Below are 12,847 nucleotides of genomic sequence, written 5' to 3' on the forward strand. Positions count from 1 at the left end.
GCGGCTCGAGTTCGCGACGCGCCCCGCTGGGAACCGCCGGGCCCTGGTTCGCCCGGTACGCTCCGGACCTGTGCCGCTGCCAGAAGTGCCAGAAATGAACGGTGATTCGCGTGTTGGGTGATTCTTCGCGCGGACTGGCCGGGCTCACCGATCGGCCCGACTTCGCGCTCGTCGGTGTGCTGCGGATCCCGTCCGCGCAGTCCAGCCCCTGGTATTCGCTGCTGCGGCGGCTCGGCCTGGCGGTGCTGCTGCTGGTCGGGGCCACCCTGGTCGTGTACGTCGGCCGCGACGGCTACAACGACAACGCCCGCGAGCACATGGGTCTGCTGGATTGCGCGTACTACGCGACCGTCTCCCTGTCGACCACCGGCTACGGCGACATCACCCCTGTCACCCCGACCGCGCGGCTGATCAATATTCTCGTGGTCACGCCACTGCGGATCCTGTTCCTCATCGTATTGGTCGGCACCACCCTGTCCGTGCTCACCGAACGATCCCGGCAGGCGTTCAAGATTCAGCGATGGAGGCGCACCGTGCGTAATCACACCGTGGTAGTCGGCTACGGCACCAAGGGCCGCACGGCCGTGGACGCCATGCTCGCCGACGGCGAGCAGCCCAGCAATATCGTCGTCGTCGACACCGACCCGCAGGTCCTCGAATTCGCCGCCAACGCCGGACTGGTGACCGTGCAGGGCTCGGCCACCAAGTCGGATGTGTTGCGGCTGGCCGGGGTTCAGCACGCGTCGGCCGTCGTGGTCGCCGCCAACCGCGACGACACCGCGGTGCTGGTCACCCTCTCCGCCCGCGAGATCAACCCCAAGGCAAGGATTTCCGCCGCCGTTCGCGAGGCCGAGAACACCCACGTGCTGCGCCAGTCCGGCGCGGACTCGGTGGTGGTGTCCTCCGAGACCGCAGGCCGGCTGCTCGGCATCGCCACCACCAAGCCCACCGTGGTCGACATGATCGAGGACCTGCTCACCCCCGACGCCGGTTTCGCCATCGCCGAACGCGACGTGGAGACCGAGGAGATCGGCGGCTCCCCGCGCCACCTGCGCGACATCGTGCTCGGCGTGGTCCGCGACGGCAACCTCATCCGGGTCGGCGATCCCGAGACCGACGCCCTCGAGGCGCACGACAAGCTGCTGTATCTGCGGCGCGTCCACGCCTGAGCGGGGCGCCCGTCTAGTCTCGGGGTGTGTCAGCTTTTGAGCTCAATGCCGTTCCGGTGCTGTCGCGGACCTCGCTCGACCGCGCCGAACACCTCCGCTCCGACGAACAGGCGCTGAAAGAGGGCTGGCCCCAGGCCAAACTCCTCCGGATGAACAAGCGCGGCCAGGTCCGCGTCGACAACGGCGGCGTGGTGCTCGAGGCCGCGCTCACCCTCGCCCCCGAACGCGCCCCCGAGGCCGTCTTCCTCGGCGTCGACGGCGACATCCACCTGTGGGCGGTGCGCGACAACACCATCGAGGGCGAACTGGCCGATCTGCGCGCCTTCGGCGCCACCCTCGACCTCGACGACTTCGGCACCGGCCTGCTGGCCACCGCCATCGCGGTCCTGAACTGGCACGACAAGGCCGCCTTCAGCCCGGTCGACGGCAGCCCCACGACGCCCGCCAACGGCGGCTGGTCCCGGATCAGCGAAGCCGGGCACGAGGACTTCCCGCGCACCGACCCGGCCGTCATCTGCCTCATCCATGACGGCGGCGACCGCGTCCTGCTGGCCCGTCAGCACACCTGGCCGCAGGGTCTGTTCTCACTGCTGGCCGGATTCGTGGAGGCGGGGGAGTCGCTGGAACGCTGCGTCGAACGCGAGATCAAGGAGGAGGTCGGCGTCGACGTCCGCGAGATCCGCTACCTGGGCAGCCAGCCCTGGCCGTTCCCGCGCTCGCTCATGCTCGGCTTCGCCGCAGTCGGCGACCCGGACCAGCCCCTGGCCTTCAGCGACGGCGAGATCGCCGAGGCGTACTGGTTCACCAGGGCCGAGGTGCGCGACGCGCTCGCCGCGGGCGCCTGGGGATCGCCCACCGGAGCCACCGGCGGCGAGGCGAAACTGCTACTGCCGGGCTCGATCTCGATCGCCCGGACCATCGTCGAATCCTGGGCCGCCGAGAACTGAGGTCGCACAACAGGAAGCCGCACACCTACGGGTGTGCGGCTTCTTCGATATCCAAGGGGCTCAGCCGATGGCGGCGAGGGCTTCCTTGACCTGATTCAGGCTCGGGTTGGTGGCGGTCGAGCCGTCGCGGTACTTGATCGTCGGCACAACGTGATTGCCGTTGTTGACGCTGCCGACGAACTCGGCGGCCTCGGGGTGGTCCTCGATGTCGATCACCTCGTAGGTGATCCCGGCCTCGTCGAGTTGGGTCTTGAGGCGACGGCAGTAGCCGCACCAGGTCGTCGAGTACATGGTCAGATCGGTAGCAGTCACGGTCGATGCAACATACTCACCGCCGATCGTGTTCCTGCCGCGGGGTCGATTGTGAGCGGATCGACGGCGGCTCGGAACCGATCGAGGACCGGGGGTTGACGGATAAGTAGTAAGCGCGCATACTAATTTCATGACGTTCATCGCCGAAGCCTCCGCCACCTCGACCGCCGCTCCCGCCGCCTTCTTCACCAAGTGGGCCGACATGGCCACCTGGCCGGAGTGGAACCAGGACACCGAATGGGTCACCCTCGACGGCCCGTTCGTCCAGGGCGCGACCGGCGTCCTCAAGCCCAAGGGCGGGCCCAAGACCAAGTTCGTGATCACCAAGCTCACCGACACCGAGTTCATCGACACGTCCAAGCTGCTCGGCGCGCGGCTGATCTTCGCCCACGAGGTCGCCACCATCGCCGGCGCCACCACCGTCACCGTCCGCGTCACCATGGAGGGCCCGCTGCGCGCGCTGTGGATCAAGATCATGGGTGGCGGCCTGCGCGAATCCCTGCAACGCGATGTCGACGCGCTGGTCGCGGCCGCCGAGGCGGTGCTGGTATGAGCGCCCGGTACTGGCTCGCCGTCGTCTCCCGCGACCACGTCCGCCGCGGCGTCGAACTCGGCTTCGCGCAAGCCAATCACGGCAAACGCGCCGCCGTGGAACGCATGCAGGCCGGAGACGGACTCGTCTACTACTCGCCCCGCACCTGCATGCGCGAGGGCGAACCGATCAAGGCCTTCACCGCCCTCGGCACCATCGCCGAGGGCCCGGCCTGGCAGGTCGAAGAACAGGGCGGCTGCTTCCGCCCGTGGCGGCGCGCGGTCGACTACGACCGCGCCGCCCGCCAGACCCCCATCGACACGCTGCGCGGCGAACTGGACCTGACCAGCGTCCCCAACTGGGGCATCGTGCTGCGACGCGGCCTGATCGAACTCACCGCCCACGATTTCGCCGTCATCTCCCGCGCTATGGTCGGCCGGTGATGGCGAATGACGGACTGCACACCGAATTCGAGCACGCCGACGAAAGCCCCGGCCTCTTGCTCTGGCAGGTGACCAACCGCTGGCAGGCCGCCCAGCGCGCCGCCCTGGCCCCTTTCGACCTCACCCACGTCCAGTTCGTCCTGCTCGCCTCCCTGACCTGGCTCACCGGCAGGTCGGGCGGCGACCCGGTCACCCAGCGCGACGTCGCCGACCAGGCCGCCACCGACCCCATGATGACCTCCCAGGTCCTGCGCACCCTGGAACAGAAGGGCCTGCTCGAACGCCACGAGCACCCCACCGACAAACGCGCCCGCTCGCTGCGCCCCACCGAATCCGGTGCCGCCCTGGTCAATCGGGCCATCGGCGCGGTCGAAGCCTGCGACCACGACTTCTTCGACCCCCTCGGCGATCAGACCCCCCGCTTCGCCGCCGCCCTCCGCCGCCTCCGCGACCGCGACTGACCTCCGCGACCGGCGACCGAACCGCTGGGGCGGACCGCGCTCCGGCCGGGCCGATTCGGGCCGCCACGCCGATGGCCGCCCGCCGTGTCGGAGGGCGCTGTCATGATGGAGCGCGTGACTGCCGTGACCACCCAGGCCCAGCTCCGGCTCGACGACCTCGATGCCGAGCAGGCGGCGGCCGTGCGCGCGCCCCGGGGACCGGTCTGCGTGCTGGCGGGCGCGGGCACCGGTAAGACGCGCACCATCACCCATCGCATCGCGCACCTGGTGTCGGCCGGACACGTCCGGGCCGATCAGGTGCTGTCGGTGACCTTCACCGCCCGCGCGGCGGGGGAGCTGCGCAACCGCTTGCGGGTGCTGGGTCTGAGCGGCGAGGCCGGGCAGGTGCAGGCGCGCACCTTCCACGCCGCGGCGCTGCGGCAGCTCAAGTACTTCTGGCCGCAGGTGGTCGGCGACGTGCCGTGGCGGCTGATCGACGGCAAGTTCCCCATCGTGGCCCAGGCCGCCGGCCGTGCGGGCCTGCCCACCGACACCGACAGCCTGCGCGACCTGATCAGCGAGATCGAATGGGCCAAAGGCTCGCTCATCGCGCCCGAGGACTACGCGGGCGAGGCGGCCCGCCGCCACCGCGACGTGCCCTACGAGGCCAAGAAGGTCTCCGCGGTCTACACCTATTACGAGGCGCTGAAGAACACTCCCGACGGCCTGCTGCTCGACTTCGACGATCTGCTGCTGCACACCGCCGCCGCGCTCGAGGACTACTCCGCGGTGGCCGAGGAGTTCCGCGGCCGCTACCGGTGTTTCGTGGTGGACGAGTACCAGGACGTCACCCCGCTGCAGCAGCGGGTGCTCGACGCCTGGCTCGGCGATCGCGACGACCTGACCGTGGTCGGCGACGCCAACCAGACCATCTACTCGTTCACCGGCGCGAGTCCGACCTTCCTGCTGGACTTCTCACGCCGCTTCCCCGAGGCCACCGTCGTCCGCCTGGAACGCGACTACCGTTCCACGCCGCAGGTGGTGTCACTGGCCAACCGGGTGATCGGCGCGGCCCGCGGCCGGATCGCGGGCACCCGATTGCAGCTCATCGGCCAGCGTCCCGACGGTCCGGAGCCGGCCTTCGCCGAATACGACGACGAACCCGCCGAGGCCGCCGCCGTGGCCAAGGCGGTCGCCAAACTGCTGAACACCGGCGTGCCCGCCGCGGAGATCGCCATCCTCTACCGCATCAACGCCCAGTCGGAGGTCTACGAGCAGGCCCTCACCGAGGCTGGCATCCCGTATCAGGTGCGCGGCGGCGAGGGCTTCTTCCAGCGGCCGGAGGTGCGGCAGGCGGTGTCCGCGCTGCGCACCGCCGCCAATCGCGACGACCTGCCCGATGCGCGCGGCCCGAAACTGGTGACCCTGGTGCGCGCGGCGCTGGCCGGGGTCGGGCTCACCAAGGAGGAGCCGGTCGGCGTCCAGGCCCGGGAGCGCTGGGCCTCGCTGGTGGCGCTGGTCGCCCTCACCGAGGAATTGGCCGCGGCCGAACCCGAACTCGATCTGTCCGGCCTGCTGCGCGAGCTGGCCGCCCGCGCCGAGGCCCGGCATCCACCGACCGTGCAGGGCGTCACGCTGGCCTCGCTGCACGCGGCCAAGGGCCTGGAATGGGACGCCGTCTTCCTGGTCGGCCTGGCCGACGGCACCCTGCCCATCCAGCACGTGCTCGGCCCGGACGCGACCGTGTCCGACGAGGCCGCGCTGGAGGAGGAACGCCGCCTGCTCTACGTCGGCGTCACCCGGGCGCGCGAGCACCTCCAATTGTCCTGGGCGCTGGCCCGTTCCGCGGGCGGGCGCAAGGTGCGCCGGCGCTCCCGATTCCTGATCGGCCTGGTCCCCGACGATTCCCCGGCCTCGCGCATCGCCACCCACACCACCGGGCGGCCCAGCGGTCCCAAGCGGGTCCACCCGACCTGCCGCATCTGCGGCCGCCCGCTGCTCAACACTCAGGCCACCATGCTCGGCCGCTGCTCGCGCTGCCCGGCCGACGTGGATCCCGAGCTGCTCGAGGCGCTCAGGGAGTGGCGCAAGGAGAAGGCCGAAGAGCTCTCGCTGCCGCATTTCGTGGTCTTCAGTGACACCACGCTGACCGCGATCGCCGAGCAGCGTCCGGCCGACGATCGGGCCCTGGTGGCCATCCCCGGCATCGGCGCCAAGAAGTTGCAGACCTACGGTGCGGACGTGCTCGCCGTTGTGAGGTCGAAAACCGCAGGTCAAAAATAGGTTGTGCGTATCTGTATGGATACCTAATGTGGTTCAGGTGCACAGGGGAAGACCCCGCGCGCACCAAGCACTGATCGCAAACGAGTGAAGGAGGGAGGCAGACCAATGAACAGCAACGCAGGCATCGCGACGACCGGCATCACCGCCGGCCGCGTCAGCATGGCGTCAGTCATGTCCGTTGCGCCCGTCTCCCTGGGGATCCTCGCTTCGCAGGGGATTCGTATGTCCGGCGTGAGTGGCGATCTTGGTCTTCAGGTCTTTGCAAGCAAAGCCCAAGCGGATCAGCAGATCGTGATCAAGCAGGACAAGCCCGAGGGCAATTGGTACCCGGCAACCGCAGTCGTTGACACCGTCACCGGCTCGGCCGTCGAAACCGTCACAGGCGCAACCGGATCCGAGCGACCGGTGCATCTGCTGGCAGCCCGCCCCAACACCACCGACCCAGCGTCCGTGAACAGGAGTCGACACCGAAGTCGACTCAGGTAGGGATTCACCTCCCAGACCTCCTGGCCACGGATCGCGACAGACGCGAAACCGTGGCCATAGTTTTATCGGCCTCCAGCCACCGGCACCGGTCTCGCGAAACCTACGAACGACCGATGCACGAGCTGAAGGAGAACGACGTGTCCACCACGGTCATCCGTGAACGAGTGACATGCCGCAACACCGTGGCCAACACGACCGCCCGCACCCGCCGGGCCGTCACCATCAATGTCCCCTGCCGCGCCGGCAACCCCGACCTGTGGTTCGCCGAGGCTCCGGCCCAGCTGGAAGAGGCCAAGGCGCTGTGCGCCAGCTGCCCGATCCGTCAGGGCTGCCTGTCGGCCGCCCTGGATCGTGCCGAGCCGTGGGGTGTCTGGGGCGGTGAGATCTTCGACCAGGGTGTCGTGATCGCCCGCAAGCGCCCGCGTGGCCGCCCGCGCAAGGTCACGGTGGCATGACCGCCCCGGCTTCCGGGGGAATTGAACGCATACGACCCGCTTACCTCGAGGTAGGCGGGTCGTTTTGCGTGTGGGGGCAGTACTACGAGGCGGCGCGGCGGGTTTCGGCGTAGCCGGGGACCCAGTCGTTCATCAGCTTCATGAACGGGACTTCGGCGTCGAGCTGGGCGCAGATGCCGACCGAACCGCCCAGGACCCGGAAGATCATCACGTGTTCGGCCGGAAGTTGCAGGGAGCGGGCCGTTTTCATCATCTCGGCATTGGAGATGTCGGTGGCCTTGCCCGCGACGCGCTGCATCCAGCGGCGGGTGAAGTGGAAGGTCTCGGTCTTGATCGGGTCGGTGAAGGGGCGGAGATAGTCCTGAATCTCCTGGATGCTCACCGTCTTCCCGGGAATGACCCAGCCATGGTCGTGCAGCAGCGCCACCAGCTCGTCGAAACGCTCCTCGACCTCCAGCGCCACCAGTTCACCCAGGACCTTGGGGAAGCCGTTGGGCAGCGGCGCGCACGCGCCGTAGTCGATGACCGCGAGCCGCCCGTCCTCGAGCACCATGAAGTTGCCCGGATGCGGATCGGCGTGCAGCAGGCCCGCGATGGCCGGTGAGCTGAAATGGAATTCGCCCATCAGCGCCGCCACCCGATTGCGCAGCTCGACCGTTCCTTCCGGATCGGCCATGCCCTGCTGGATGATTCGCGAGACCGGGGTGGCATTGTCGAGCCACTCGGTGACGATCACCTTCGGCGCGCTGGCCACCACCTTCGGCACCAGGAAGCGCGGGTGCCCGTGGAACGCCTTGGCGAACTGGCGCTGGTGCCCGCCCTCGATCCGGTAGTCCAGCTCCTCCTCGGTGCGCTCGCTGATCTCGGCGAGGATCGGCTTGATCTCCGCGCCGGGGATCAGCGCGCCCATCATGCCGGCCATCCGATTGAGTGTCTTGAGATCGGCGCGCAGCGCCTCGTCGGCGCCCGGGTACTGCACCTTCACCGCGACGGTCCGGCCGTCGGACCAGACCGCTTTGTGCACCTGGCCGATGCTGGCCGAGGCGGTGGGCTGGTCGTCGAATTCCCGGAATCGTTGCCGCCAACCGGTTCCCAGCTGCTGGTCGAGCTGCCGATGCACGGCCGCGACCGGCATGGGCGGCGCGGCGGCCTGCAGCTTGGTGAGCGCCTCGCGGTAGTGCTCGCCGAACTCCTCGGGGACGGCGGCCTCCATCACCGACAGCGCCTGTCCGAACTTCATGGCCCCGCCCTTGAGCTCCCCGAGCACGGCGAACAGCTGTTCGGCGGCCTTCTGATTGAGCTCGGCGTTGATCTCCTGCTTGTCTCCCCCGGCAAGTTTGCGGCCGAATCCGACGGCCGCCCGCCCTGCGATGCCGAGCGGAATCTTGGCCAGCTTGGCATTGCGGGAAGAGCGCTTGCTCACAATCTCTGACACGTTCCCATCATGCCGATGTCCCAGACGGTCCGCCATGTGATTCGGGTGTTCTGCCGGGTGACGAGGGGGAGTGGTTTCCATCACACCACCGCCTCCGCGCCGCAACCGCAGTCGGGATGCGGCGTCCAGGTCCGCCGATCCAGCCGCGCGGTATCCGGATCCCACTCCAGGGTGGCGTTCAAACTCGCCGGTGGCCGCTCCGCGCGGCCGCGTGCCACGGTCTCGATCTCGCGCAGCGCCAGCGCCGCGGTGAGCACGGCCACGGCCGGGGAAGCGCACCCGACCCGGCCCAGTAGCTGTGCGGCCAGTTGCGGCCACGCCGGTTCGGCCGCCGTGCGGTACAGGTCCGCACAACGCAGGCAAGCGGTTTCGCCCGGCAGCACCAGCGGGCCGACGATCCCGGCCCCGTCGCGGATCCGCACCAGCAGGTGCGGGACGCGCGCCCGCACGAGGTCGGCGACCAGCGCCGGATCGGGCACCAAGGTGTCGGACAGCACCAGCAGATCCGGCCGCTCCGGCCATGGCTCCCCACTGCTCGGCGCATCCGCCCGCCCATGAGAGTGCTTGGCCCGCAGCCCGATCCGCTGCAACCCATCGAGCAGCGCGTCCGCCAACGGCCCGCGCCCGTGCACCCGCACCGTCCGCAGCCGACTTCGCGGTTCCGCCGCCGCCAGCAGCCCGGCATCCGTGAGTTCCCCCACCAGCGTCCGCACGTCTTCGACCTCGAACCCCAATTCCCGCGCCTGCCAGAGGATCTCCGCCTCGGTCCGCGACCCGTCCAGCAGCCGCACCAACGCGGGCCCCGATTCCACAGGACCGGGCGGTCGAACGATGACCGCACGCTCCGAACTCCACCCCAACTGCACCGCGCCATCCGGCCGCACCAGCACCGCGATTCGCGGATGCAACATCGGTCCGCGGGTAAAGGTGGTCGCCCCGCGCGTCGCGGTTCGGGCGAGGGCTGCTGTTGGTGGGGATGTCACTGCCGTCATAGCGTCAGTCTGCGCGTCCCCGGAAATGCGGAAACCCGCGAAAACGCTTGTTGATCAGCGCTTTCGCGGGTTATCCACAACTCTTACTTCGTGTCTTCCCCGTCCGAGGTTCCGGTCTCGGCGTCGCCGCCCCGGGCCTCCTTCTCGGCCCGTTCGCGCGCCTCGGTCTCGGCCAGCTGCGCCAGCGGGTCGTCGAACACCGTCGAGCCGCCGCCCAGCACCGAGTCGATGAAGCCCGCCGGGGAGTCCAGGTCCGAGGAGTCGGGCAGCAGGTCCGGGTGGGCCCAGACGCCGTCGCGCTTCTCGAGGCCGGTGTCGTCGGTCAGTCGCCGCCACAGCGCGGCGGCCTCGCGCACCTTGCGCGGCCGCAGTTCCAGTCCGACCAGGGTCGCGAAGGTCTGCTCGGCCGGGCCGCCGGTGGCGCGGCGGCGGCGCAGCGTCTCGGCCAGCGCGCCCGCGCCGGGCAGCCGGTCGCCCACGGCGTCGCTGACCACGGTCTCCACCCAGCCCTCGATCAGGGCGAGCAGGGTTTCCAGCCGTTCCAGCGCGGCCTTCTGCTCCGGGGTGGTCTGCGGTTCGAAGGTCCCCTGGGACAGCAGCTCTTCCAGCTTGGACGGATCCTGCGCGAGGGTCATCGGATCCAGGCCCGCCGCGGCCTGCTCGATGGCCGAGAAGTCCATCTTGATGCCGCGCGCGTAGTCCTCGACCGCGCCCAGCACCTGCTGGCGCAGCCACGGCACGTGCGCGAACAGCCGCTGGTGGGCGGCCTCGCGGGCGGCCAGGTAGACCAGGATCTCGCTCTCGGGCTGCTCGAGCCCGGCGCTGAATTCGGAGATGGCGGTGGGCAGCAGCGCGGCGGTGCCGGCCGGACCCAGCGGCAGCCCGATGTCGGTGGAGGTCAGCACCTCCTTGGCGAGCTGGCCCAGGGCCTGGCCCAGCTGCGAACCGAAGGCGAGCCCGCCCATCTGGCCCAGCATGCCCATCATCGGCCCGGCGAATTCGCGGGCCTCGGCCGGCAGCGTCGCGGTCCACATGCCCGAAACCTGTTCGGCCACCGGGTCGCAGAGCCGCTTCCAGGTGGGCAGCGTCTCCTCGATCCAGTCGTTGGCGGTCCAGGCGACGGTCTTGCTCGCGCCGGCCGGGAAGGTGGTGGCCGCGTCGAGCCACAGTTCCGCCAGGTGCGAGGCGTCGGTGACGGCCTGCTGCGCGCCCGCGGAGACCGGCGTGACGCTCGCGCCCAGCTGCTGGCGGGCCAGCCGCTTGGCGATGTCGTAATTGACCGGTCCGGCCTGGGCCGCGCCCGGCTGTCCCATGCTGGAGAACATGGCGCCGAGCTGCGAGAGCATCTGGCCGAGTTGCGAGGGATCGAATCCGCCACCGCCCGGGCCGCCCATGGCGAATCCGAACGGGTTGTTCGCATCAGAACCGCTGGACTCGTCGCCGGGCTTGCGCTCCGGGTCGTCGTCGCGATTCGAGAATCCGAACGGGAAATCACTCATACCCACTACGGTACTGGAGCCGCAGATCACACGAACCGCCGAGCGGAGCGCGGCAATGGCCTCGATGACCAGTACCCTTGGCCGCGTGAACCGTCGGATATTCACCCTGCTCGCCGCTCTGATCCCGATTCTGGCGCTGGGTATCGTTGGCAGTGTCGTCACGGTGCCGTTCGTGGCGCTCGGACCAGGGCCGACCTTCAATACGCTGGGCGAATTCGACGGCAAACAGGTGGTCGACGTGCAGGGCGCGGAGCTGAAATCCGCTTCCGGCAATCTCAATATGACGACCGTGTCCGTTCGCGATCAGCTGAATATCTTCGACGCGTTCCGGCTGTGGATCGGCGGCGAACATGGATTGGTGCCGCGCGCCGAGGTGTATCCGCCGGGGCAGACACGTGACGATGTAGACAAATCCAATCAGCAGCAGTTCAAGGATTCCGAGGACTCCGCCGAATTGGCGGCGCTCAACTATCTGAAGCTGCCGACCGCGGTCCAGCTCGCGAATGTCTCCGACGACGGCCCCGCCAAGGATGTGCTGCGCAAGGGCGACGAACTGGTGACGGTGGACGGCAAGCACATCGTCACCGCGAAAGACGTTGTCGCCGCGGTCTCCTCGGTCAAGCCCGGCACCGCCATCGGCGTGGTCTTCCGCCGCGACGGCGTCGAGCAGTCCGCCGAGATCACCCTGGCCCCGCGCCCGGACGACTCCGGCAAGGGCTACCTGGGCATCACGCCCGACGAGATCTCCAAGGGTCCGATCAAGGTTGCGTTCAATCTGGGCGAGATCGGCGGCCCTTCGGCGGGACTCATGTTCACCCTCGCCCTGATCGACAAGCTCACCCCCGGCGACCTGTCCGGCGGCAAGTTCGTGGCGGGCACCGGCACCATCGATCCGGACGGCAAGGTCGGACCGATCGGCGGCATCCAGTACAAGATGATCGCCGCGCGTGAGAAGGGCGCCGAGACCTTCCTGGTCCCGGCCGCCAACTGCAACGAGGCCGCGCAGCGCACGCCCGAGGGCCTGCGCCTGGTGAAGGTCGAGAACCTGTCCGGCGCGGTCCAGGCCCTCGACGACATCAATGCGGGCAAGGACGCGCCGACCTGCGGCTGACCCTCGCCCGGCGCGGGGTCAGAACTCGTCGGGATCGTTCTCGAGGGTGTGCAGCAGCGCCTCGACCAGATTCGGGGCGAGGTTCGGCGCCGTGCGCAGGTCGAGGTCGCCGAACGGGTCCTCTTCCTCCTCGCTGGGCCGCACCTGCAGCAGCGACAGCGAGGTACCGTCGCGCAGCACGCCGACGAACAGCCGGGCGTCGCGGCGTTCGGCGTGGGTGAGCGCCGCCTGGCGACCGGCCTGGTCGGCGGCGTCCCGGTCGGCGAGCAGCGGCGCGATGGCCTCGTCGAGCGACTGCTCGGCGGTCGGCGGCAGCACCACGATCTGCTGCACCAGCACGCAGCCCTCGACCGAGGCCGGCCAGCTGGTGGTGCCCAGGAATTCGTCGAGCGCCATGGCGTCGGCCTCGCCCGCGATGTCCTCCGGGAACGGCTCCTGCGCAATGGGGGTCAGCGCGTCCTTCTCGTCGAGCTGATCCAGCAGCGCGGGCTCGGCGGCGACCAGGTCCGCGGTCGGGACCAGCGCGAACATCTGCGGCGGCCGGTCCCAGCCCTCACCGTCGACATACTCCGCGACTTCCCGAATGCACCGGTACAGGGCCGACGCCGCCCACTGCTCTGGATTCACCCGGTCATCCTCGCATCTCGTGAATACCTGTCCGACGCGGCAGGTGTTGGGCCGCGCGGCGGGCGTTTTACGTAGAGTGGGGCGCGAACGGTCCCCTGGGACCAGCTCGCATCATC

Annotated in this window: 14 protein-coding genes; 9 read left to right on the plus strand and 5 right to left on the minus strand. The window is 69.4% G+C overall.

Translation table 11 applies throughout. The features are described from left to right. Window positions 1-110: 110 nt before the first annotated feature. Together ACWEOI_RS21130 and nudC are read left to right on the plus strand one after the other, a co-directional pair. Window positions 111-1,169, plus strand: coding sequence for an NAD-binding protein (locus tag ACWEOI_RS21130; protein ID WP_433667741.1), 1,059 nt, complete (start codon window positions 111-113; stop codon window positions 1,167-1,169). 26 nt (window positions 1,170-1,195) lie between these two features. Continuing rightward, a complete protein-coding gene (gene nudC, locus ACWEOI_RS21135; protein WP_433667739.1) occupies window positions 1,196-2,116 on the plus strand; it encodes an NAD(+) diphosphatase in 921 nt (306 codons plus the stop codon). Window positions 2,117-2,176: 60 nt separating this feature from the next. On the opposite strand, the gene ACWEOI_RS21140 is transcribed toward nudC, so the two are convergent. Then, entirely contained in the window at window positions 2,177-2,428 is a 252-nt protein-coding gene (locus ACWEOI_RS21140; RefSeq protein WP_357086879.1) for a mycoredoxin, read from the minus strand. Between the two features lie 130 nt (window positions 2,429-2,558). On the opposite strand from ACWEOI_RS21140, the gene ACWEOI_RS21145 reads away from it, so the two are divergent. The 6 genes from ACWEOI_RS21145 (at window position 2,559) to ACWEOI_RS21170 (ending at window position 7,067) form a co-directional block, all read left to right on the plus strand. Beyond that, window positions 2,559-2,981, plus strand: a complete 423-nt coding sequence (locus ACWEOI_RS21145; RefSeq protein ID WP_357086876.1) for an SRPBCC family protein — start codon at window positions 2,559-2,561, stop codon at window positions 2,979-2,981. Next, window positions 2,978-3,403, plus strand: coding sequence for an EVE domain-containing protein (locus ACWEOI_RS21150; RefSeq protein ID WP_452360685.1), 426 nt, complete (start codon window positions 2,978-2,980; stop codon window positions 3,401-3,403). The genes ACWEOI_RS21145 and ACWEOI_RS21150 overlap by 4 nt, the downstream gene beginning before the upstream one ends. Then, complete coding sequence (locus ACWEOI_RS21155; protein ID WP_433673450.1) at window positions 3,403-3,864, plus strand: MarR family transcriptional regulator; 462 nt, start codon at window positions 3,403-3,405, stop codon at window positions 3,862-3,864. The genes ACWEOI_RS21150 and ACWEOI_RS21155 overlap by 1 nt, the downstream gene beginning before the upstream one ends. A 105-nt stretch (window positions 3,865-3,969) precedes the next feature. Continuing rightward, window positions 3,970-6,126 carry an ATP-dependent DNA helicase UvrD2 gene (locus tag ACWEOI_RS21160; protein ID WP_452360686.1) on the plus strand — a complete coding sequence of 719 codons (2,157 nt, stop codon included), beginning with the start codon at window positions 3,970-3,972 and terminating at the stop codon, window positions 6,124-6,126. 105 nt (window positions 6,127-6,231) lie between these two features. Beyond that, complete coding sequence (locus ACWEOI_RS21165) at window positions 6,232-6,612, plus strand: hypothetical protein (RefSeq protein WP_379272049.1); 381 nt, start codon at window positions 6,232-6,234, stop codon at window positions 6,610-6,612. A gap of 113 nt (window positions 6,613-6,725) precedes the next feature. Then, a complete protein-coding gene (locus ACWEOI_RS21170) occupies window positions 6,726-7,067 on the plus strand; it encodes a WhiB family transcriptional regulator (RefSeq protein ID WP_357086867.1) in 342 nt (113 codons plus the stop codon). Window positions 7,068-7,149: 82 nt separating this feature from the next. On the opposite strand, the gene ACWEOI_RS21175 is transcribed toward ACWEOI_RS21170, so the two are convergent. The 3 genes from ACWEOI_RS21175 to ACWEOI_RS21185 all read right to left on the minus strand — a co-directional run bounded on the left by ACWEOI_RS21175 (window position 7,150) and on the right by ACWEOI_RS21185 (window position 10,993). Beyond that, window positions 7,150-8,538 carry an ABC1 kinase family protein gene (locus tag ACWEOI_RS21175; protein ID WP_357086865.1) on the minus strand — a complete coding sequence of 463 codons (1,389 nt, stop codon included), beginning with the start codon at window positions 8,536-8,538 and terminating at the stop codon, window positions 7,150-7,152. A gap of 44 nt (window positions 8,539-8,582) precedes the next feature. Beyond that, window positions 8,583-9,413, minus strand: a complete 831-nt coding sequence (locus tag ACWEOI_RS21180; RefSeq protein WP_452360687.1) for a TOMM precursor leader peptide-binding protein — start codon at window positions 9,411-9,413, stop codon at window positions 8,583-8,585. Window positions 9,414-9,577: 164 nt separating this feature from the next. After that, entirely contained in the window at window positions 9,578-10,993 is a 1,416-nt protein-coding gene (locus ACWEOI_RS21185) for a zinc-dependent metalloprotease (RefSeq protein ID WP_433667731.1), read from the minus strand. An 85-nt stretch (window positions 10,994-11,078) separates the two neighbouring features. Between ACWEOI_RS21185 and ACWEOI_RS21190 the strand changes: the two genes are divergently transcribed. Beyond that, on the plus strand, window positions 11,079-12,104 hold the full coding sequence (locus ACWEOI_RS21190; protein WP_433667729.1) for a S16 family serine protease: 1,026 nt from the start codon (window positions 11,079-11,081) through the stop codon (window positions 12,102-12,104). Between the two features lie 18 nt (window positions 12,105-12,122). On the opposite strand, the gene ACWEOI_RS21195 is transcribed toward ACWEOI_RS21190, so the two are convergent. After that, window positions 12,123-12,731 (minus strand): PPA1309 family protein, encoded by a 609-nt coding sequence (locus ACWEOI_RS21195; RefSeq protein ID WP_433667728.1) that lies wholly within the window; start codon window positions 12,729-12,731, stop codon window positions 12,123-12,125. Window positions 12,732-12,847 lie beyond the last annotated feature (116 nt).

It is taken from the genome of Nocardia sp. NPDC004340 (assembly GCF_053602575.1).

What these genes read in the sequence shown, in the direction of transcription:
- ACWEOI_RS21175 (WP_357086865.1), bottom strand. Translation starts at nt 8,538, where the DNA reads ATGGCGGACCGTCTGGGACATCGGCATGATGGGAACGTGTCAGAGATT.
- ACWEOI_RS21180 (WP_452360687.1), bottom strand. Translation starts at nt 9,413, where the DNA reads ATGTTGCATCCGCGAATCGCGGTGCTGGTGCGGCCGGATGGCGCGGTG.
- ACWEOI_RS21170 (WP_357086867.1), top strand. Translation starts at nt 6,726, where the DNA reads ATGCACGAGCTGAAGGAGAACGACGTGTCCACCACGGTCATCCGTGAA.
- ACWEOI_RS21145 (WP_357086876.1), top strand. Translation starts at nt 2,559, where the DNA reads ATGACGTTCATCGCCGAAGCCTCCGCCACCTCGACCGCCGCTCCCGCC.
- ACWEOI_RS21150 (WP_452360685.1), top strand. Translation starts at nt 2,978, where the DNA reads ATGAGCGCCCGGTACTGGCTCGCCGTCGTCTCCCGCGACCACGTCCGC.
- ACWEOI_RS21155 (WP_433673450.1), top strand. Translation starts at nt 3,403, where the DNA reads ATGGCGAATGACGGACTGCACACCGAATTCGAGCACGCCGACGAAAGC.
- ACWEOI_RS21165 (WP_379272049.1), top strand. Translation starts at nt 6,232, where the DNA reads ATGAACAGCAACGCAGGCATCGCGACGACCGGCATCACCGCCGGCCGC.
- ACWEOI_RS21160 (WP_452360686.1), top strand. Translation starts at nt 3,970, where the DNA reads ATGGAGCGCGTGACTGCCGTGACCACCCAGGCCCAGCTCCGGCTCGAC.
- ACWEOI_RS21185 (WP_433667731.1), bottom strand. Translation starts at nt 10,993, where the DNA reads ATGAGTGATTTCCCGTTCGGATTCTCGAATCGCGACGACGACCCGGAG.